This is a genomic window from Paenibacillus sp. 8b26 (assembly GCF_050626875.1).
Classification (GTDB): Bacteria; Bacillota; Bacilli; order Paenibacillales; family Paenibacillaceae; genus Paenibacillus.
Genome location: NZ_CP192445.1, coordinates 623,452 through 643,789 on the forward strand (window position 1 = coordinate 623,452; position 20,338 = coordinate 643,789).

The 20,338-nt window shown below is 45.8% G+C and carries 19 protein-coding genes; 3 read left to right on the forward strand and 16 right to left on the reverse strand.

From position 1 onward, the window contains the following. Positions 1-239 precede the first annotated feature (239 nt). The 3 genes from ACQ4MX_RS02480 to ACQ4MX_RS02490 form a co-directional block, all read right to left on the reverse strand. Complete coding sequence (locus ACQ4MX_RS02480; RefSeq protein ID WP_431089154.1) at positions 240-941, reverse strand: response regulator transcription factor; 702 nt, start codon at positions 939-941, stop codon at positions 240-242. Between the two features lie 76 nt (positions 942-1,017). After that, a complete protein-coding gene (locus ACQ4MX_RS02485) occupies positions 1,018-1,362 on the reverse strand; it encodes a hypothetical protein (RefSeq protein ID WP_431089156.1) in 345 nt (114 codons plus the stop codon). A 58-nt stretch (positions 1,363-1,420) separates the two neighbouring features. After that, the gene (locus tag ACQ4MX_RS02490) at positions 1,421-1,621 is read right to left on the reverse strand and encodes a DUF2933 domain-containing protein (protein WP_431089157.1); all 201 of its coding nucleotides are present in this window, start codon (positions 1,619-1,621) and stop codon (positions 1,421-1,423) included. Positions 1,622-1,776: 155 nt separating this feature from the next. On the opposite strand from ACQ4MX_RS02490, the gene ACQ4MX_RS02495 reads away from it, so the two are divergent. Next, positions 1,777-3,360 carry a multicopper oxidase family protein gene (locus ACQ4MX_RS02495; RefSeq protein ID WP_431089158.1) on the forward strand — a complete coding sequence of 528 codons (1,584 nt, stop codon included), beginning with the start codon at positions 1,777-1,779 and terminating at the stop codon, positions 3,358-3,360. A gap of 72 nt (positions 3,361-3,432) precedes the next feature. On the opposite strand, the gene ACQ4MX_RS02500 is transcribed toward ACQ4MX_RS02495, so the two are convergent. Further along, entirely contained in the window at positions 3,433-4,806 is a 1,374-nt protein-coding gene (locus ACQ4MX_RS02500; protein WP_431089160.1) for an ATP-binding protein, read from the reverse strand. A gap of 151 nt (positions 4,807-4,957) precedes the next feature. On the opposite strand from ACQ4MX_RS02500, the gene ACQ4MX_RS02505 reads away from it, so the two are divergent. After that, the gene (locus tag ACQ4MX_RS02505; protein ID WP_431089161.1) at positions 4,958-5,191 is read left to right on the forward strand and encodes a hypothetical protein; all 234 of its coding nucleotides are present in this window, start codon (positions 4,958-4,960) and stop codon (positions 5,189-5,191) included. Further along, positions 5,169-5,522, forward strand: coding sequence for a hypothetical protein (locus tag ACQ4MX_RS02510; RefSeq protein WP_431089162.1), 354 nt, complete (start codon positions 5,169-5,171; stop codon positions 5,520-5,522). The genes ACQ4MX_RS02505 and ACQ4MX_RS02510 overlap by 23 nt, the downstream gene beginning before the upstream one ends. Positions 5,523-5,635: 113 nt before the next feature. Here the strand turns inward: ACQ4MX_RS02510 and ACQ4MX_RS02515 are convergent, their stop codons facing one another. The 12 genes from ACQ4MX_RS02515 to ACQ4MX_RS02570 all read right to left on the reverse strand — a co-directional run bounded on the left by ACQ4MX_RS02515 (position 5,636) and on the right by ACQ4MX_RS02570 (position 20,288). Then, positions 5,636-7,012 (reverse strand): 4Fe-4S binding protein, encoded by a 1,377-nt coding sequence (locus tag ACQ4MX_RS02515; protein ID WP_431089163.1) that lies wholly within the window; start codon positions 7,010-7,012, stop codon positions 5,636-5,638. Next, positions 7,009-7,416, reverse strand: coding sequence for a hypothetical protein (locus ACQ4MX_RS02520; protein ID WP_431089164.1), 408 nt, complete (start codon positions 7,414-7,416; stop codon positions 7,009-7,011). Before ACQ4MX_RS02520 ends, ACQ4MX_RS02515 begins: the two co-directional genes overlap by 4 nt. Positions 7,417-7,700: 284 nt before the next feature. Next, on the reverse strand, positions 7,701-8,669 hold the full coding sequence (locus ACQ4MX_RS02525) for an ABC transporter ATP-binding protein (RefSeq protein WP_431089166.1): 969 nt from the start codon (positions 8,667-8,669) through the stop codon (positions 7,701-7,703). Beyond that, on the reverse strand, positions 8,662-9,645 hold the full coding sequence (locus ACQ4MX_RS02530) for an ABC transporter ATP-binding protein (RefSeq protein ID WP_431089167.1): 984 nt from the start codon (positions 9,643-9,645) through the stop codon (positions 8,662-8,664). Before ACQ4MX_RS02530 ends, ACQ4MX_RS02525 begins: the two co-directional genes overlap by 8 nt. A 13-nt stretch (positions 9,646-9,658) precedes the next feature. Beyond that, a complete protein-coding gene (opp4C, locus tag ACQ4MX_RS02535) occupies positions 9,659-10,585 on the reverse strand; it encodes an oligopeptide ABC transporter permease (protein ID WP_192512448.1) in 927 nt (308 codons plus the stop codon). A 15-nt stretch (positions 10,586-10,600) separates the two neighbouring features. Further along, entirely contained in the window at positions 10,601-11,554 is a 954-nt protein-coding gene (locus tag ACQ4MX_RS02540; RefSeq protein ID WP_149094120.1) for an ABC transporter permease, read from the reverse strand. An 84-nt stretch (positions 11,555-11,638) separates the two neighbouring features. After that, the gene (locus ACQ4MX_RS02545) at positions 11,639-13,360 is read right to left on the reverse strand and encodes an ABC transporter substrate-binding protein (RefSeq protein WP_431089169.1); all 1,722 of its coding nucleotides are present in this window, start codon (positions 13,358-13,360) and stop codon (positions 11,639-11,641) included. Between the two features lie 214 nt (positions 13,361-13,574). Next, positions 13,575-14,510 carry an ArsR family transcriptional regulator gene (locus ACQ4MX_RS02550; RefSeq protein ID WP_431089171.1) on the reverse strand — a complete coding sequence of 312 codons (936 nt, stop codon included), beginning with the start codon at positions 14,508-14,510 and terminating at the stop codon, positions 13,575-13,577. 217 nt (positions 14,511-14,727) lie between these two features. Then, positions 14,728-16,134, reverse strand: a complete 1,407-nt coding sequence (locus ACQ4MX_RS02555) for a discoidin domain-containing protein (RefSeq protein WP_431089173.1) — start codon at positions 16,132-16,134, stop codon at positions 14,728-14,730. A gap of 34 nt (positions 16,135-16,168) precedes the next feature. Further along, a complete protein-coding gene (locus ACQ4MX_RS02560) occupies positions 16,169-17,575 on the reverse strand; it encodes a discoidin domain-containing protein (protein WP_431089175.1) in 1,407 nt (468 codons plus the stop codon). Positions 17,576-17,946: 371 nt separating this feature from the next. Next, positions 17,947-18,882 carry a dockerin gene (locus ACQ4MX_RS02565; protein WP_431089177.1) on the reverse strand — a complete coding sequence of 312 codons (936 nt, stop codon included), beginning with the start codon at positions 18,880-18,882 and terminating at the stop codon, positions 17,947-17,949. A 257-nt stretch (positions 18,883-19,139) separates the two neighbouring features. Continuing rightward, entirely contained in the window at positions 19,140-20,288 is a 1,149-nt protein-coding gene (locus tag ACQ4MX_RS02570) for an amidohydrolase (protein ID WP_431089178.1), read from the reverse strand. Between the last annotated feature and the right edge of the window lie 50 nt (positions 20,289-20,338).

The window sequence follows — 20,338 nt, forward strand, 5'->3', positions numbered from 1 at the left end:
GAGCATGTTTTTGTCTTATTTTTTTCTTTTATTCAACCATAAGTATGAGAGCCAAAACAAAGACATCAGGATGCCGGCGACCACTGCTAATTTCAGCATTATTCTAAAGTAGGATAACATCGGATTTGGTGCATACGCCGTTGCTGACATGATCATGCAGGACAAGCCGACGAAGATTATGGAGACAGCAATTGTCCAATCCGATTTATTCATCATTCACCTCTATACTTTAAAACAAGCTAATAAGACGAATCATCCCATTTGTAGCCTACTCCCCAAACCGTTTTTATAGGGTTATAAGACAGTCCAACAAGTTGCAATTTTTCTCGGATGTTTTTGATATGAGTATCAATTACACGATTTTCCCCAAAAAAATCGGTCCCCCATAAGCGTTCAACGATAGCGTCCCGTGAGAACGTACGTTGCGGGTGCTGGGCTAATAATTGTAAAATATCATACTCCTTTTGTGTTAAGTCGATGTTTTCGTTCAGCACCACCACTTGCCGCCGTTCCAGATATATGGTCAAATCCGGGAACATAAGCTTCTGCTCCCTGACCACAGCATGGGCTTGATGGCTGGAGCGTCGCAACAATGCATAAATTCGGGCAATAAGTTCTTCCGGGTCCACAGGCTTCACGACATAATCGTCCGCCCCTATGCCAAGCCCCTGTACCTTGTCCTTGACCTCGCCCCGAGCGGTTAGCATGAGTATTGGAACAGGCGCAATTTCTCGCATTTTCTTGCAAACCTGCCATCCGTCCATGTCCGGCATCATAATGTCTAATAAAACAACATCATGCGTTTGGCTCCGAAAAGCCTTCAAACCTTCACTCCCGTTAGATGATTCGGTTACGTGAAACCCTTCTTTACTTAAATAAATTCGAAGAAGATTTCGCATATTCCATTCGTCATCGATCACAAGCACTCTTAACTGACTCACGCCTATTCCCCTACCTTAGTGTAGTCGTTGTCCCTACATCAGCATAACAAACATGAGAACAAGTATCCATTTGAGGTTATACTCCTGATTTTGCATTTTTAGATGATTTCATATCTTCTTGACACTGCTTCAACATTTCTGCTCCTTTCTTGCCTTCCATCATTTTTTGCATATTCTTCTGATTATCCATCATCCCCTCCATGTCCATATCTTTACTCATGGATGCGTGCATACCTCCATTTTGTTTTATCATACTCATCGTAACGTTTGACGTATGCCCATGTTCATCTGCCTGGTCAACCTTAACCGACTGCGTTGTTTCATTCCCTTTACCTTGACTTATGTTCCATTGACTCACCAGAGTAACTCCAATCATTGACAATGTGATCATTGCCGCAAGCAACCAGTATTTCTTTTTCATCTATTATGCGCTCCATTTCATCTCATTTTTTCTATTTTCTTCTATGCTACAGTGGCTATTATCCATTAACCTTCTCATGTATCTGATTTAATTGCTTCTGTATTGCCTGGTTTTCCTTAACAAGTACCTCATACTCTGATCTGCTTACCGAATCTTGTACCTCCGTTCTTTTACCATGACCATGGTGTCCTTTCATGCCAAACATCATAAAAATCATCATGATAGGGCACGCAAGCACAAGCAACCAACTCCAATCCATGCTGATCCCTCCTCTCTGGATGTCTTGAATATAGCCCTCAATTGTGTGTTTTTTATGAGGAAATTCTTATAATTAAAATTTGTGGTAACTTCATACTTTCCACATGATTGTGACCTATAATGCGTCTTATTAATAATAGAAGGAGGAAAAGTGTCATGAATAAAGCCTTACTTGGGAAGACAATCCTGGGTATATTTGTGCTCAGTAGCATCTTGGCTGGTTGTTCAACAGCTAAGGACGTTAAACCTACAGTTGCTTTATCTAAAGAAACTACGTCTAAAGCAGTATCGTTAAAACAAACCGTTAAGCCCACTGAACTAAATGGTGAACTGGCAACCTTGACGGCCGAGGCCAGTAACCTGGAAGTAGAAAAAGGAACGTCCCTCCCGGTTTGGACGTTCAATAACTCAGTACCAGGCCCCCAAATCCGAATTAAAAAAGGAAAAACCGTAAATATTACCGTGAAAAATCAGCTATCAGAGCCCATCTCTTTGCATATTCATGGATATCCTTTACCTTTTAAGATGGATGGTGTTCCGGGGGTCACGCAAAATGCGATTGCTCCAGGCAAGAGCTTTACTTATACCTTTAAAGCGACGGTTCCCGGCACGTACTGGTATCATTCTCATCAGGACAGCGCCAATCAAGTTGATAAGGGGCTTTATGGTTCCTTTATTGTGGAGGATGAACTGGTGAAAGCGGATCGGGATTATACGTTAATGTTGGATGAATGGATGAGTTCAAGCTCGGAGCGTGATCATGCAGGCATGAAGAACATGAACATGAGCATGCACGGCATGGATCATTCCTCAACCGAAACCGGTCCAAGTGAACAAAGTGAACTTAATACATCTACTCAGCCGGGACATGATATGAGTATGTATGATCTCTATACGATAAACGGCAAAACTTATGATGGTTCGCAGCCGCTGCAAGTCACCCAAGGAGACACCGTTCGTCTACGCTTGATTAACGCCGGGTATTTGAGTCATTCGCTTCATTTGCATGGACATCGTTACCGTATCATTGCTACCGATGGCAATCCTACCTCTAATCCTGAGTGGATTAAAGACAAGCTGATTTCGATAGCCCCCGGTGAACGGGTGGATATTGAATTTCAGGCCGATAACCCGGGAACGTGGTACTTGGAAGAGCATGGTTCCGGCTCAATGATTTCGAACATGAAGCAACGGATTCAATACACAAATGATCAGGAAACAAATGATCAACCCAATCCATTAACAAAGCTGCCTACAGTAGATCTAACAAACTACGGAAAATCGCAAGAAGGACGGTTTTCGTTGAATGATGCTTATGATGTAAGTTACACCATGAATCTGGGAACCCGTGAACAGCAAGGAAAACAGGTATACACGATCAATAACAAGCTGTACCCCAACACGGAGCCGCTTTCCGTAAAATCTGGGGATAAGGTGAAGGTCCATTTTGTAAATACATCTGCAACCGATGACCATCCTATGCATTTGCACGGTCACACGTTTCAAGTCCTAAGCAAAAACGGAAAGCCGCTTAAAGGTTCTCCCATATATAAGGACACTCTAAACATTAAACCCGGAGAAGAATACGTCGTAGCGTTTGCAGCAAATAACCCCGGTGATTGGATGTTTCACTGCCACGACTTACATCATGCCTCCGCTGGTATGGTGACGGACCTGAAATATAAAGATTTTCTAAATACATTTCAACCTGATTCGGGCTTGATCAATACTCCTGAATAAAGCAAATTTAGCCCAACACAAAAACCGGATTTCCTGAGAAGGAAGTCTGGCTTTTGTGTTGGGCATCTTTCTCTATATCGTGGGAAAAGACAAACGAAAGACGGTTCCCCGTGCCAATGCACTCTCTACCTCAATCGTTCCTCCTTGTAACTGCACCAATTTTTGGACAATGGCAAGGCCAAGCCCCGTACCTCCAAGTTCCCGAGATCGAGACTTTTCCACCCTGTAGAACCGCTCAAAAATGTAAGGAAGCTCATCCGGAGGAATCCCTGACCCTGAATCGGAGATCATAATGACCCCGAATCCATTCTCTTGCTGTAAAGTGAGTTGGATCGTCCCCTCTGCTGTATAGCCTATGGCATTATCGAGTAAGTTTAAAATCACCTGCTCCAAGCGGACAGGGTCGACAAGACATAATGGTATCGTTTCCAGAGCGGATACCAATTGTAATCCCTTTTGCTCCGCTTTTATCCTTACCTTATTTACCGACTTTTCAATAGCCCGCCTTAAATCAACGGATTCCAAATGGAATGTAATTTTCCCTTCCTCCATTTTGGCAAGCTCGAACAAATCGTTAATGATCACCGTTAATCGATGAGCCTCATCGGCTATAATGTGTAAATATTGTTGTTTTTCTTCTTCACGATCCACAAGTCCTTTGGCTAAGACATTCGCATATCCTTCTAAATAAGTGACTGGAGTTCGAAGCTCGTGAGAGACATTCGCAAAAAATTCTGAGCGTGTATCACGATATCGTTTGAGCTCCATGGCCAAGTCATTAATCGCTCCGGACAATGAGCCTACTTCGTCATGGGAACGGACGGGAAGACGTACTTCCAATTCCCCTTTTGCTATACTTCGAGTAGCCGCTTCCATCTCTACTAATGGAGCGGATAGCTTTTTGGCGAGAATAAAAATACAACCGAGCGCCAGTAGCAATGTACCAAAACCTGCAAAACCGATGAGATAACGAACAGAGCGGATTGATTCTTTCATATTTTCTAATGAACTAACGACATAAATCCCCTTGATCGCAGGATTTTCCGAACTGTTAACCGGGATACCATGCAATAAATATAGCTGATCACCTGCAGTAAACTCTTTTTCAATTTGCTTTCCCTGGAGTAATCGTGTATTTTCCCACACGTCCGGCCAATCCTGAATCTTTTTCTGTTCTGTAGAGGCGGACATGTCAAGAAATTGACCTTGCTCATTCACTACACGAATGTTAACTTCGGAGAACTCGGCCATCGTTTCTACAGCATAGATTTGATCCTGGAGCATAATGGATAAGTGTAAAGCTAACTCATTTGCTTCCTCATGTGCTTTTTTGGTATAGAAGTTGCTGAATAACTGGTTGATGACAATACTAAGCAAAACCAAAATCACAAGGAACAAACTAAACATGGTGAGACTGAGTTTTAAATAAACCTTATTCCATTTCATGCTGTCCTCCTTTTCTTACTAAAGCCTAAAAGTTGGTTCTTTAGATCGTATCGTACATTCACAAAAAGACCACAAAAAACACATGGTTTCTCTATAATTTTCCGTTACTTTAATAACAAGCTTCAACATTATGTTTTAGGGAGGTAACAGTGTGACCGAAGATCCATCTTTATTTAACGAATTGAATGTAGATCGCACCTTGCTGCATAAAGCCCTTGAAACCGGGCATGGGAAGAGTAGCGTGATTTCAGAAATAATTAATCAGGCCTTACGAAGCTATGTTAACAGATGTGTGCTGGATACGCATGGCTACACAGAGACCGTTTTTGAATTTCCTAAGAACCAAGAGGTAAAGAAACTGTTTGTCAAACGGCTTGCACACTAACGAAACGAGAAACGATCCTTACGATTATGTGAGCAATCCGAATTTTAACGGAGTTGTCTACCCCACTATTCTTATCGAAATCTTTATGACACCCAAAACAAACATCCTGGTACAAAAATCAGTAAATAACCAGATTCAATTTAAAGACGGTCAGATTATTCAGGAGCAGGCCATGATTAAAACGACTGACTTGATCGTTTGCTCAAATTTGGAAAGTGCAAGAAACATGCTTCCAGAGCCTCTTTTCCAATCGGTTGCAGTGACATTATCGGTCCAAGATCCGACAAGTGTCCGGCCAGTACTAGATGACATGTTTCATCAAGAGTTGTAACTCTAAGATCTTAATTTTATGGATTAATCTGTTCGGAAACAATTATGCTTTGGCAAACAAAGCAGCCAGCCGACCCGTGGTACGAGGAAGGCTGGCTGTTTTGTTATCAGGAGCTATACCCGGTGGTTCATTGGTAAAGAGAACAGGTAAATATTGATTACTGCCAACAAAATCATTAGAGCATAATAAGGCAGCAACTTTTTCCAGGAAGCCCTATTCCCTATGCGATAAACGGTATAAGCTGAACCGACAAGACCCAGTAGAATAACAAGATACTGCATAAGCTGTACAGTACCCACAGAAGCCAATGCCAGGTCTCCAGTTAATTTATAGCCAAACAAATTACCCGTATTGAACCAAATGGCTTTTCCTTCCGTGAACACGTGGAAAAGATTATGCGCCAAGTGACCAGCCAAGTCAAGCGGAATAACGGCGTAACCAAAACGTACGAAATTCTCTTTCACTTTCTCGAATGTTTCTTTGCGGGCAGTTAATTTCGCTGTCCCCCACAGCATGGCGATTGGAATCATCATGGAAACCACAAAAGCAACCGTAAAATTCACCGGGTAGTAGGTAGTTTGTGTGATCTTGCTAATTACTTTTAAAATATCTTGCCAAATTCCTAACATCGTAAGATTCTGTACAAAAACGATCCCCATAATAACCGCTGCCAAAAATGCATGCTCAGCTTTTGGTTTTTTGATTCCCCACAGCTCTGCAGTCGGCGTTCTCGGGGTAATACGGATGGAATTGTTAGGGCATGACTTCACGCAGTTTCCGCAAAGGTTACAATCCGCACTGTCATCCATTGTACGGACAAATTGAAACATTGGACATCCTTCTGTCTTGCCGTTACCTTTAAAACAGGATTGTGTCTTGCAGGTTTTGCAAACGTCAGGTGTTCCCCGAAGCTCCAACATACCTGAACGGGAATAGTTGCCCGCTAATCCTCCGAGAAAGCAAAGTGTTTTACAAAAGGTTCTTCTTTCGAAAAATACGGAAGTACCGACAACCATCGTCGTCAGAACAAGAAGCAGATATCCGGAACCGCGCGGCGATTCAATGATCCCCCAAATGTGATCTGACCATGTAATCATGATGAAAAAAATATCAATCATCCATATTCCATATTTCTTTAAAAACTTCGGCATCGGCCTTTCGCTGCCGACCAGCTTTCGAACAATGTCACTGATTTTACCGAAAGGACAGACTGCGCACCAGAAACGACCCAATACCAGAAAAATAATTGGAATGGCCGGCCACCACAGCACCCACGTCAATGAAGTTCCAAAATTTCGACTGGGGTTGACCGTCCCGGCAACCAGTTCATATACAATAACAGAAAATACGATCATAGCCGTCCACTGGAAAATCCCAGGATACCATCGACTCTTAATAAAGGCTTTTACAAACGGAATATCCAAGAAGTTATATTTCTTTTTTTCAGGTGGGGTGCTCAACTGCTGCGTTTTATTTGCCGGGTTTATCATGCTTGAGCACGCCCCTTCTTCAGTAACCATTTACGAAAGGCTCCATAGAGGATAAATGCCAACATAATGCTTGCAAATGTACTCAATACTGGAATATTGGGAGGTGTCTCTACTACTTCCTCGCCGTGTCCGCTATGTCCACCACTTTCCACAGATTTATTAGGGTCATCTTCACTGGTGCCCATATCCATGTTTTGATGTTCCTCCATGGTCATACTGTGCGAATTGGTATCATCCATCTGCATCTCAGAAGTTATTTCTTCTTTTACCGGGTTCTGTAGTTCTTGTACCGCCATGTGCCCTCCTTCTCCATGCCCATCGTGTTTCGTCCCCTCATCTGCCAAGGCTGTGCTGGCAAACGTGAGGAGTCCAATAATCACAATGAAGATTCCGCATCTTTTCATTCATCTCTTCCTTCCTTTTGAGTTCTTTAATCTGAGTTATTGTAAAAAGAAAGTGTGTAGAAATTGTGTGAATGACACGAAAACCTAAAAAATAGAGCTTTATTTTACATTTTGTGTATATGCCCTAATCAACCGTCCGGAGAATATCATTTTCTGTTTGATCGATTGTAGTAGACCTAAAATTGAATCTCCAATATTAAAAAGCCGTTGAAACAGCAGAACCGTTTCATTGTGGTGAACGGTCTACTGTTTCGACAGCTTTAAAAGTTGCTGTTTAACCCTCTTCATTCAGCCAAATGGCAAGCCACCCAATGATCTGGTCGAGCCTCACGATAGAGAGGTACTTCCTTGGAACAGCGGTCAATCGCAAAGGGACAGCGGGTATGGAACTTGCAGCCGGAAGGTGGATTAACCGGACTTGGGATATCCCCTTTGAGCAAAATCCGCTCTCTTTTTAGCTTCGGCACCGGGATCGGTACAGCCGACAGCAGCGCCTTCGTATACGGATGAAGCGGATTCCCGAACAGCTCGTCACGCGAAGCCGTTTCGACCATGGAGCCTAGATACATCACTCCTATGCGAGAACACAGATGCTCCACCACGCTCAAATCATGCGAGATGAACAAATACGTCAGCCCCCGCTCGGCCTGCAACTTGGAGAACAGGTTAATAATCTGCGCCTGAATGGACACGTCCAGCGCCGATACTGGCTCATCTGCGATGATCAGATCCGGCTGGAGCGCCAGCGCGCGGGCAATGCCTATCCGTTGGCGCTGCCCTCCCGAAAATTCATGCGGAAAACGGTCAATATGATACTCCGACAATCCGCATAGCTTGAGCACGTCCAGCACAATCTGCCGGACCTCCTCCTTCGTCGCTATACCGTGATCCAGCAGCGCCTCCCCGATGGCATCTCCGATGCGCACGCGTGGGTTCAGCGAGCTGTACGGGTCCTGAAAGATCAGTTGGATTTTAGGGCGAAGCTCCTGCATCCCTTTTGCGGATAGGCTGTGCAGATCGACGCCTTTGTATTTAATGGTGCCATCCGTCTTGTCTGTCAATCTGACAATCGTGCGGCCCACAGTGCTTTTGCCGCTCCCCGATTCGCCCACCAGACCGAAGGTTTCCCCCTGACGGATCGTAAAGCTGATATCATCCACCGCCCGCACATGCCCTGTGGTACGGTTCATAAACCCGGACTTAACCGGAAAATACGTTTTTAAGCGGTCGATTTCCAGCAATGGCTCAGCCATGAACAACCGCCTCCTCATATAACCAGCAGGATGCCTTCTGCTGTGCTGAAACTTCTTTTAATACAGGCTCCTTCACGCGGCATATGTCCATGCAATGCCCGCAGCGGTCATGAAAATAGCAGGATGTGGTGAGCTCCAGCGGATTAGGCACTTGTCCAGGGATGGAGTACAGCTCCTTTTGCCGCTGGTTCAGCACGGGCTTGGATTTCAGCAATCCTTGCGTATAGGGATGCTTGGGATGATTAAATAGCTGTACCACTTCGCCTTCCTCAACAATCTTGCCTGCATACATCACAATCACGTAATCCGCCATTTCTGCAACAACGCCCAGATCATGGGTGATCAGCATCAGCGACATATTGGATTGGGCCTTGAATTCACGCAGCATGTCGAGGATCTGCGCCTGTATCGTCACGTCCAGCGCCGTAGTCGGCTCATCCGCAATGAGCAGCTTGGGTCCGCAGGACACGGCAATGGCAATCATAATGCGCTGTAGCATTCCACCGCTCAGCTCATGTGGATAGCTTTTCATAATCTGCTCAGGTCGGGAAATGCCTACCTGTGCGATTAGCTCCAGCGCCCGCTTGTGCGCTTCCTTGCGGCCCATTTTCAAATGCTCGACTAGCGGCTCGGATAACTGTTCCCCAATGGTCATGACCGGATTCAGCGAGGACATCGGCTCCTGAAAAATCATGGATATCTCATGACCACGAATCGTGCGCATCTCATTTCTGCTAAGTCCCAGCAGGTCGGTATCCTCAAAACGAATACTTCCGCCTGCCACTTTACCGCCGGGACTCTGGATCAAGCCCATGATTGACATCGCGGTAATGCTTTTGCCACAGCCTGATTCGCCGACAATGCATACCGTCTCGCCCGGCTTCACACGGAAGCTGACATCATCCACCGCCTTGACCGTGCCTTCTTCGGTATAAAAATGAGTGCTTAAATGCTCAATCGAAAGTAAATTGTTCATGGTGTATGATCACCTACCTCTTATGTTTCGGGTCAAGTACGTCCCGCAGTCCGTCACCAAAAATATTAATGGCGATGACCGTAGCAAAAATAGAAAGGCCGGGCGGTATCCACATCCACGGACGCTGTTGAAAATCCAGCACATTGTTGGCCGCATCAATCATGTTGCCCCAAGTCGGTGTTGTAGGTAGCACGCCAAGGCCGAAGAAGCTAAGTACAGATTCACTCAGGATAGCTCCGCCAATGTTCAAAGTGGCGATAACAATCAGTAATGGCATAATATTAGGAAATAGATGCTTGAACAGCTTGCGTCGGTTCGACAGCCCCAACACCGTCGCAGCCTGCATAAATTCACGCTCCCGCAAGCTAAGCATCTGGCCTCTCACCATCCGCGCAATCCCCGGCCAATTGACCAGACTCAGCATCAGCATGACGATATACATACGTTGATCTGGCGGAACCTTCCAGTCAGACAACAGTGCGCCCATAATGAACAGCAGCGGCAAACTCGGAATGGTCAGCAGCAAATCAGCGATCCGCATAATGATCTGATCTGCAATTCCGCGAAAATACGCCGATATGACGCCCAGCGTAGCTCCCAAAAAGACAGACAATACCATAGAAGCCAATCCCACGGTGAGGGAAATTTGGCCTGCCTGCATCACGCGGGTCAGCACATCCCTTCCCAGCTTATCCGTTCCCAGCCAGTGATGAATGTTCGGTGCCTTGTTCATCATTAATATATTCGTTTTGTTATCGGCATAGGGAGAAAATAACGGGCCGATAAAACAGAGCAAAAACATAAAAACAACGACGAGCAGCCCGGCCATAGCCAGCTTGTTTCTGAACAACTGCCGCAGCGCTTGCCGCCACATTGAAGATTTTGCAGCTATTCGCAGTCTGCCGCTGCTTTTGCTCAAATTACTGCTAACGGATGACATTCCATAGCCCCCTCCTTACACCTTTACACGCGGGTCCGCGATACGATACAGAATATCGGACAGCAGTGTCCCCATGACGCTCAAAATAGCAATCAGCATCGTGAAGCCCATGAGCAGCGGGTAATCCCGAAGCGAAAAGGATAGCATGTACAGCTGACCAATTCCCGGCCAGTTGAAAATCTTTTCAATAATAAGAGATCCGCCAAACAACGCGGGCAATTCGAAGCCAATCAGCGTAATTGCAGGCAGCAACGCATTTCTCAACGCGTGCGTAAAAAGTACCTTTCTTTCCTTTAAGCCCTTCGCACGAGCCGTGCGGATATAGTCCTGCTGGATCACGTCGATCATATTGCTGCGGAAATAACGGGTCAGCGAACCCAGTCCCAGCAGTGTCATGACAGTCACCGGCAGGGCCATATGCTGAACGACCTCCTTCACATACTCCATGCCTGTAGCGTTACTGCCCGTATTGAGCATGCCGCCCGGCGGCAGCCATTTGAGATCGACCGCTGCAACCTTGATCAGATACAGCCCGATAAAAAAGGATGGAACAGACATGGCGGCAAAAATCACCACCATAACGAGGGTATCGAACCATGAATACTGCTTATAAGCAGCAACCACACCAATAATGACAGCAATAACCCACGTCAGGAAGGTCGATACAATCGCCAGTAAAAACGAGTTCCAGATGTATTCATTAAACAAGGTCAGCACCGGCTTTTGCTGGGCAAGTGAATAACCAAAATTGCCATGCAGCGCATTCCACAGCCAGCTTCCGTAGCGCTCCAGAATAGGCTTGTTCAGGCCATATATTTCCCTCAGCTCCGCCTTCCTCTCTGGTGACAGCTTGAGATCGCCGCTGATGAAATCTCCCGGTGTCATGGCGTACAGGAAAAAAATCATCATCGAAGCGGCCAACAGAATAATGACCATATACGTCAGTCTTTTCGTTAAAAACGAGCTCATGACAGACTCCTTTCATTTCCCCCATTTGGGAGGCCCCTTGATCCGAACCTGACGATTCTTCACAAGGGGCCCGCAAGCGTGGATTTATTTAAGGGACCATTCAAACAGATTGCCGGACAAGCCAATGAACGGACTGACCTTTACATGTTCCATGCGGCCATTGTAGGCATACACTGTTTTCTTATAGTTCGTGAAAATGACGGGCAGCTCGTCGTTAAGCAACAAGTACAGCTCTTTATATATTTTCTTGCGTTCCTCAATATTCGTTGTGGACAAGCCTTTTTCATACAGCTCTTTTACCTTCGGATTGTTATACCCCTTGATTTCCCCATCCACGAATTGCTCGATTCCATCAGATGGGTCAGTCAGCATCGGAGTGGAGAAGGAAGCCATATCGTAATCCTTACCATCTACCTTGGCGACCATCGCATTAAAGTCTGCAAAAATTTCCGGTTGGAAATCAACGCCAATCTCCTTGTAATTTTCAGCCGCGAGTGCAATAAATGTGTCTGTTTCCGGGCGTTTGGAGGTCAGCATGTGAATGGTCAGCTTCTGACCATTTTTCTCACGGACACCGTCACTGCCTGCTACCCAGCCCGCCTCATCCAGCAGCTTTTTCGCTTTTTCCGGGTCATAATTGTACGGGTTTACCCCGTCTGTCGTATAGGACCAGAAAATTGGAGAAGACGGAATGTTAGCCACTGCTCCTGCTCCCTGCGCTGCATCTACATAAATGGTTTTGCGATCCAGACCATAAGTTAGCGCCTGACGAACCTTTTTATCCTTAAGCTTTTCATTTTCCAGATTTAATTGAATATATCCGTAAGTGCTTGGGGTATAAGGCAAAATGTTCAAAAAGCCAAGCCCTTTCAGTTTATCAATGTTCTCCTGAGTCGTGGTGAATTGGGCAAAGTCGGTATCGCCCGTCTCAATAAACTGCCAAGCATCGCCTTCCGCTGTTTTGTAGATAAAATGCTGTGTTTTCGGTTTGCCTTTGAAGAAGTTTTCATTGGCCTCCAGTCGAACCTCTTGCCCCGGAATGAATTTCTCCAGCTTGTAAGCGCCATTGCCCAAAGGACTACCGTGCAGGTTTTTAAAGTAATCCAGTTGTCCGAACTTGTAATCCTTGCCGTAGTAGGCTTTGGACAAGACATTGGAGCCCAGAGTTGTCAGCGCCAGCGCGTTTGGCTTTTCCAGCGTTACCGAGATCGTTTGCGGATCAATGACCTTGATGCCGTCAATTTGTTTCGCTTTGCCCTCGGTATAGGCCTTGCCGCCTTTGATGTTCAGCTTGCGGATGGGGCTGTCTCCGGCATAGGCTTTGTCATAAATCAGCGTCCATGTAAAAGCCACATCCTCTGCCGTCAGAGGGGAACCGTCGCTGAATTTCGTATCGGGAACCAGATGAAACGTGTACGTCAGATTATCCTTTGAGATATCCCAGCTCTTAGCCAGATTCGGTAGTGGAAGCCCTTTCTCATCTACCGTGACCAGCGGAGTCCACAACTGCGAAATCACGTTGCCGTCATAGCCACTTTGGTTGAAATAAGGAGTGAACACCCCAGCTGGGTCGGTCAGACCGACAATAATTGTGTCGCTTCTCTTTTTGGACACATCCGGCAGCTTGGTCAAATCGGATGCCTGTACCAGACTTGTCAAAGGCTGTGCAGTAGCAGCCGTCTGTGCAGCATCATTACTCTGCGGAGTGGCGCTGTTAGCGCTGTCCGATCCACCGCTGGAGCAAGCCGCTAGTAAGGCTGAACTTGCTAGTAGTAGACTGCTTAGTAGAATGATTCCTTTTTTCAAAATAATCCCCCCGCGTTAATTAGTTAAATTCCGATCAAACAAGTTGTAATTAATAAGATAAATCCCATTATAGGAATCTAATGCGGTTCTGTAAAGGGAGAACTCTACTTTTTTTTGTATTTAGACAAAAAAAACGCCGGATCATCTGGATTCCATCTCCAGGTGACCGACGTCTATTCGTTTAAAGTATTAAAGTCTATGGGTACGCCGCAGCTTATTTCCGTTCCATATAGCCAAGGATACTGCTATGTATTTCATTCACCGCTGAAAGCCTTGAACTATAGCCGAGCAACGTTTCGCTATCAAAGTGGGCATGGATAAAGCCGGAGGCACGCAGCTTGAAAATATGGTCGTGCGTAATGCCCTTCGATAGCTTGAGGTGACGGACAATTTCAATAAAGGTGCGCGGTGCATCGCTTTGGTGTAAATATTTTAAAATCTTAAGCCTGCTTTTCTCCCCTAAGCTTCGAATCATCCGGTATTCCTGTGGAGATAAAAAATCGTCCTCCTGAAAATAAATGCCCGCTGAATAATGACACAGCAGGAGCGACCCGAACCGATAAATGATATTAAGCGGCTGAAAATGGTAATGCGGTACCAGCAGTATCCGCGTCAGTCCATCGGAAGGCTCAAACTGGAAGCCATTAGTTATACGATCCACCCATTCCGCAGTGCTATAGACATCCTTCTCCTTATTTCTCCGCCCGGCTTCCTGTTCCAGCCCAATCAGAATGTTAGCGTCCGCATAGCGAAAGTATTCCTCATACCAACCGGATAGCAGCCGTAAAGCAAGACTGCGGAGCTTCTCCATATCCTCAGATAACGGGATACCATAGGCTAATGCCTGCTCATGCAGTTCCAGTGCTGTCCGGCTCTCCAGACGATCTATAACCTCGTCACTGCCCCCTTCTTCGGAAAGCATACAGACGAGTCCGTATATGACCTTCCAGTCTGCATTGATTTCCATGGAATCCAGCAGCTCGGACAGACCTGGCGACAGCTTGCCACGTACCTGCTCGGCCCACCCGGATGACAAATCCGTCTTCTTGTATGCCTTGCGGCAAATAAAGGTATGCAAGCTGCTAAGCAGCTCAAACATCGGTCCAAATCCCACATGTACATCGTAAGGGGCTTTCACGTCGTAGGTCATCACTTTCCGTCCTCTTTTCATTCATGTCTGACGTTCATTATACATATTATTGTACATCCGTTCATTCCCAGTGATCCTTGCATACAAATATGAACGAAACAAGCGACATAATCAAGATGCAAAAAAAGCCTGATATGATCAGACTCCAGTTGTTCCAGCTATGAATTAGAAAAGGCTGTCTCCTGCAATATCTTCAAGAGACAGCCTTTAAAATAACTTATTGCTTAGCCGCAACTTTCCACTCCAGGACTCCGGTAGATGCGGAACCATTGGATACCATTTCGATTCTTAATTTCGTTGTTTTTACAGGAGCAAAAGTGGTCGCATTATACTGATCTGCCGCAGTACCCAATCCTTTGGCCTGCTTGACATTAGACCAGCCTTGACCATTCCAGTACTTAATCTTGTAAGACTTAGGCACATCGATGCCAGCGCCATCCTTAAACCAATAGACATCAGTTTGAGATACCGTATGTTCTTGATCAAAATCGTATTGAATCCATTGCGTTCCCGTTTCAGGCCAGTTGCCATACACGGCATGACTTCTATCGTTGGAATTGGCAGGTTCAAATCCATCATTTAGCGCGCTTATATTTTCCCAAGATGAAGTATAAGAGCTACTAGCCGTTGCCGAAGGCGCTATGTTCACGATTTCGTTCGGATCTGTTTCAATTGGGCCCTCGTCACCTGTAGTCGTGGTTGGAAAACGAGCCGTATCCTTTTTGAGCTGACTCCATGTGAAACGCAGCATCCAAATATCCCAGTCGGTGATATGATCGGAATTTCCAGCCCACATAATCGTGTTCGTTGGGAAGCCACCCGGTGGACGCTCGTGTTCTTCATAGAAATCGTTTAATCCAAAGCCATGTCCAATCTCATGTTCAGTAATCTCAATCTCATCAGCGTTCACCGTACTCAGAACGTATTCATCATTCATACGTTGTCCCCAGTCACCGCCGGCTCCCCCACCGAAATTTTCTGTAGCCCAAAGATACATATCAAAGCGTTTATCCAATCCACCCGGATACGAATAGTTGGGGTCTGAAAAATGCTCAAATCTGGATATTTCATTAGGCGCAACGGGAAGTGCAGCAGGAATTCCCGGTTGTTCAGAAGCTAATCCATCTGCAATAGTATCCGTATAAACAACCTCGTCAGGCTGCTTGTCCAGCAGCAGTGAAGGATTAGCAACAGCCCAGCCTACCACTTTAACTTTAATATCCTTATAGGGCCATCCATCATATCCCTTGAGATGCTCCGTCCAATGGTTCATCTGACGATCTAGCATTCTGACAATATCTTGACGCTGTTGAAGCGTAACTGGCTTAGAAGATTGCCAACGCACTACATAATTTAGAGTTCCTTTTCCCGCAAAAATTTGATCAAAAATCAAATTTTTACGGTTAGTCGAGCCTTCGGTCAGCATTCTATTCTTCCAAACCCACTCAACCGATGATTTGAGATAAGCTGGCATGTCCGCCAATGTCGAATTACTTGTTGCCGCAGCCACGGCACTCCCATTCATATGCGCATCCGCTGATACAAAACTAGCATTTCCCATCAGTAATGAACTAGCAATCACCACAGAAAAAGAAGCCGCCATCATTCTTTTTTTCTTCACCATTCATTTCCCCTCCATAATCATTTCAAAATATTATTTATTGTTTAGCCGCTACTTTCCACTCTAAAATCCCCGTGGATGCAGAACCTTTGGATACCATTTCAATTCTTAATTTCGTTGTTTTTACAGGCGTAAAAGTGGTGGTATTATATTGATCTACCGCAGTACCCAATCCTTTGGTCTGCTTGACATTAGACCAGCCTTGACCGTTCCAATACTTAATCTTGTAAGACTTGGGAACATCGATGCCGGAGCCATCCTTGAACCAATATATATCCGTTTGGGATACCGTATGTTCTTGATCAAAATCATATTGAACCCATTGTGTTCCCACCTCAGGCCAGTTTCCGTACACAGCATGACTTCGATCATTAGAGCTGGTTGGATCAAAGCCGTCATTGAGTGCGCTCACATTTTCCCAAGGTGAAGTATAAGAAGTGCTGGCCGTTGCAGCAGGCCCAATGTTCACGATTTCATCGGGTGATGTTTCGATAGGACCCTCGTCACCTTTAGTCGTGTTTGGGAAACGAGACGTATCTTTTTTGAGCTGACTCCAGGTATACCGCAGCATCCAAATATCCCAGTCGGTGATATGATCGGAATCACCAGCCCACATAATCGTGTTCGTTGGGAAGCCACCCGGTGGACGCTCGTGTTCTTCATAAAAATCAGTTAAGCCAAAGCCATGTCCAATTTCATGTTCCGTGATTTCGATCTCATCCGAGTTCAAAGTGCTAAAAAGATAATCATCATTCACACGTTGGCCCCAATCCTGACCGGTTCCTCCTTCAAAATTTTCGGTAACCCACAAATACATATCAAAGCGTTTATCATATCCACCAGGATAAGAATAGCGTGGATCCCAATAGTGCTCATATCTGGACAAAGCTTCAGGTGCAACCGGGAGTACAGCAGGAATTTCCGGTTTTTCGGAAGCTAACTCGTCTGTAGTCGTATCCGTATAAACGACCTCGTCAGGCTGCTTGTCCAGCAGCAGTGAGGGATCGGCAACAGCCCAGCCTACGACTTTTACTTTAATATCCTTGTAGGGCCAGCCGTCATATCCCTGGAGATGCTCCGTCCAATGGTTCATCTGACGGCCCAGCATTCTAGCAATATCTTGACGTTGTTGTAGCGTAACGGGTTTAGAAGATTGCCAGCGTACGACGTAATTCAGTGTACCCTTTCCCGCATGGATTTGATCAAAAATCGTGTTGTTACGAGCAGTCGAGCCTTCGGTCAACATTCTATTCTTCCAAACCCACTCCACCGATGATTTGAGATAAGCGGGCATATCAGCCAGTGTCGAATCACCTGTTGCCGCAACTACAGAACTCCCATTCACATGAGAATCTGCTGATACAAAACTAGCATTTCCCATCAGCAATGAACTGGCGATCACCACAGAAAAGGAAGCCATCATCATGCCTTTTCCATTCAACATACATATACCTCCATAACTCTTTAATATGATTACGGTAGTTTTCCTGAAACGCTTAACTCTATCACCTCTTTTGCGTGTTTATGTATTGATATATAAGATCAACGATAATCTATTAATCCTCCTTGTCGTTTTTTGTAAATAATCACAAACTATATTATCACTGGATTATTGCATCGTCAATATTTTCCTTAATGAATTAAATTAGGTATTTTGAGATCATATTGGAACGAATTCGACCCTCTATATGCAAAAAACTGGTATTTTGTGAAATAAAAAAACCGCTTCTCCACTAAAATCAATTCCATCACAGAATTTGATTTTGGAAGAAACGGTCCTATTCATAAGCTTTTTTGCTCTATTCTGCGTAACTTTTATCGGGAAGGAAAACGAGAAGTATCCTTCTTGATCTGACTCCAGGTATAGCGCAACATCCAGGTATCCCATTCTGTTATTTTGGAAGAATTTCCTGCCCACATAATTGTGGGTGTCGGGAACCCGCCGGGTGGACGGTCATTTTCTTCATAGAAATCAGGCAGGCCGAATCCATGACCCATTTCATGCTCCGTAATATGAACTTCATCAGAGTTCAGGGTGCTCAGGATATAATCATCAGACATGCGTTGTCCCCAGTCACCACCGGCCCCACCGCCAAAATTAGCTGTTCCCCACAGATACATATCAAACCGCTTGTCCAATCCGCCGGGATAAGCATAGTTGGGATCATTAAAATGTTCAAATCTGGAAAGTGCGTCAGGCGCAACTGGGAGTTTAGCAGGAATACTCGGGTTCGTTTTGCTTAAATCATCTGTGATTGTGCCAGTGTAAACGATTTCATTTGATTGTTTGTTAAGAATCTGAGACGGATTTGCAACGGCCCAGCCTACTATTTTTACTGTAATATTGTCATAAGGCCAGCCATCATACCCTTTCAACTGCTTATTCCAATTATTGACTTGGCGACTCAGCATGGAAGCCATATCCTTGCGTTGTTGAAGCGTGAGATTTTTGGGAGATTGCCAGCGCACTACATAATACAGCGTTCCTTTTCCCGCATATATTTGATCAAAAATCAAATTTTCACGGTTGGTTGAGCCTTCTTTGACGATTCTATTATTCCAAACCCATTCTACCGATGGCTTAAATTTTGCAGGTATATCTGTAGCAGCCAAGCTAACACTTGTGGACTCTATTACAGAAGTGCTTTCCAAATTAGAGGCTGCTGCACCAACATTAGCCCCGCCAACCAGTAAAGAAGCAGCTACTACCAATGAAAAAGAAGCCATCATCATTCCTTTTTTCTTCGGCATTTCTTTAACCTCCATACCTTTGTATTTGATTATTGACTTCATAAAATGGCAATCGAAATCTCTTATCTCTCTCCTTTCTTTTCATTTGAAAAAAATACCAATTTTATATTATCATTAGGATACTATAACGTCAATATTTTCCTTTATGATTTAGAAAAAGGTTATTCTTTTGATCTTTTAACAAATCAAAAACCCCTTCTCTATACAAGAAGGGGCCTAGCATTGAAAGAGTAGACTCACGTCCTGCCTTACTCTATTTATACCAATACTGATTCTGCAAGTGAAGCCAGCAGCTTCGCGGTTCCCAGCAACGCGCGTTCGTCCAGATCGAAGGCTGGATGATGCCATTCCTGACTCCCCGAAGTGCCGACAAAGACGAACACACCGGGGATGCTCTTCTGGTAAAGCCCGAAATCCTCGCTCGCCGAGGAAGGCACGGGACGAACGACCTCCAGACCGGCCGCTTGGGCCGCTTGCTCCGCGAGGACGGCCAGCTTGCCGTCATTCAGCACGGGGGGCGGGCCCTCGATCCAGCGAATGTTCGCTTTTGTGCCAAAAGCATCGGCGACGCCCTTTACGACCTGCTCGAAGCGTTCAGCCACTTGTGCGCGCACGTTCTCATCGAACGTCCGGATCGTGCCGTCCAGATGGGCACGATCTGGAATGATGTTCCAGGCGTTGCCGCTGTGCAGCTTCGTCACGCTAATCACCGCGCTGTCCAGCGGGTTGACGCTCCGGCTCACGATGGATTGCAGCGCCGTGATGATGTGCGACGACACGACGATGGGGTCAATCCCTGCTTGCGGCACAGCCGCATGCGTGCTCAGGCCCTCTACCTCGATGTAAAAGCCGTCTGCCGCCGCCATCAGCGGGCCTTCCTTAATGCCGACCGTGCCTACAGGCAGGTCCGGCTTGTTATGCAGGCCGAATATAGCCTGCACATCTGCCAGCACACCGCTATCCAGCACTTGGGCTGCGCCCTTCGCCTTTTCCTCCGCTGGCTGAAACACAAGGCGAACCGTGCCTTTCAGCTCCTGCTCCCGCTCTTTTAACAATACGGCAGCTCCGAAGAGGGATGCCGTATGAAAATCATGCCCACAGGCATGCATCTTGCCCGGATGTAGTGAAGCATAGGGCAAGCCCGTCTCCTCCTGAATCGGCAACGCATCAATGTCCGCGCGAAGCGCCACAATCGGCCCCTCCTGCTGCCCGCCGATTTCCGCCACCAGTCCGGTGCGCAGCGGCACATCCAGAATGGTTATGTTCTGTTCTTCCAGCAGACGGCGGATATAGGCGGTAGTTTCAACCTCCTCGTTAGACAGCTCGGGATTCTGGTGAAGATGGCGACGAATGTCTACCAACTTCTGCTCCAAAACCTGCTCCTTCGTCCCGGTTGATCCACTCATCCCTATTCCTCCTTCGTAAATCCAAAATGGTTACAACTTTCTCAAGCCAA

Excerpts from the sequence above, each read along its gene's own strand:
- ACQ4MX_RS02565 (WP_431089177.1), bottom strand. The coding sequence starts at position 18,882 with ATGCCGAAGAAAAAAGGAATGATGATGGCTTCTTTTTCATTGGTAGTA.
- ACQ4MX_RS02570 (WP_431089178.1), bottom strand. The coding sequence starts at position 20,288 with ATGAGTGGATCAACCGGGACGAAGGAGCAGGTTTTGGAGCAGAAGTTG.
- opp4C (WP_192512448.1), bottom strand. The coding sequence starts at position 10,585 with ATGTCATCCGTTAGCAGTAATTTGAGCAAAAGCAGCGGCAGACTGCGA.
- ACQ4MX_RS02485 (WP_431089156.1), bottom strand. The coding sequence starts at position 1,362 with ATGAAAAAGAAATACTGGTTGCTTGCGGCAATGATCACATTGTCAATG.
- ACQ4MX_RS02500 (WP_431089160.1), bottom strand. The coding sequence starts at position 4,806 with ATGAAATGGAATAAGGTTTATTTAAAACTCAGTCTCACCATGTTTAGT.
- ACQ4MX_RS02530 (WP_431089167.1), bottom strand. The coding sequence starts at position 9,645 with ATGAACAATTTACTTTCGATTGAGCATTTAAGCACTCATTTTTATACC.
- ACQ4MX_RS02555 (WP_431089173.1), bottom strand. The coding sequence starts at position 16,134 with ATGGTGAAGAAAAAAAGAATGATGGCGGCTTCTTTTTCTGTGGTGATT.
- ACQ4MX_RS02495 (WP_431089158.1), top strand. The coding sequence starts at position 1,777 with ATGAATAAAGCCTTACTTGGGAAGACAATCCTGGGTATATTTGTGCTC.
- ACQ4MX_RS02525 (WP_431089166.1), bottom strand. The coding sequence starts at position 8,669 with ATGGCTGAGCCATTGCTGGAAATCGACCGCTTAAAAACGTATTTTCCG.
- ACQ4MX_RS02560 (WP_431089175.1), bottom strand. The coding sequence starts at position 17,575 with ATGTTGAATGGAAAAGGCATGATGATGGCTTCCTTTTCTGTGGTGATC.
- ACQ4MX_RS02515 (WP_431089163.1), bottom strand. The coding sequence starts at position 7,012 with ATGATAAACCCGGCAAATAAAACGCAGCAGTTGAGCACCCCACCTGAA.
- ACQ4MX_RS02520 (WP_431089164.1), bottom strand. The coding sequence starts at position 7,416 with ATGAAAAGATGCGGAATCTTCATTGTGATTATTGGACTCCTCACGTTT.
- ACQ4MX_RS02490 (WP_431089157.1), bottom strand. The coding sequence starts at position 1,621 with ATGGATTGGAGTTGGTTGCTTGTGCTTGCGTGCCCTATCATGATGATT.
- ACQ4MX_RS02550 (WP_431089171.1), bottom strand. The coding sequence starts at position 14,510 with ATGACCTACGACGTGAAAGCCCCTTACGATGTACATGTGGGATTTGGA.
- ACQ4MX_RS02540 (WP_149094120.1), bottom strand. The coding sequence starts at position 11,554 with ATGAGCTCGTTTTTAACGAAAAGACTGACGTATATGGTCATTATTCTG.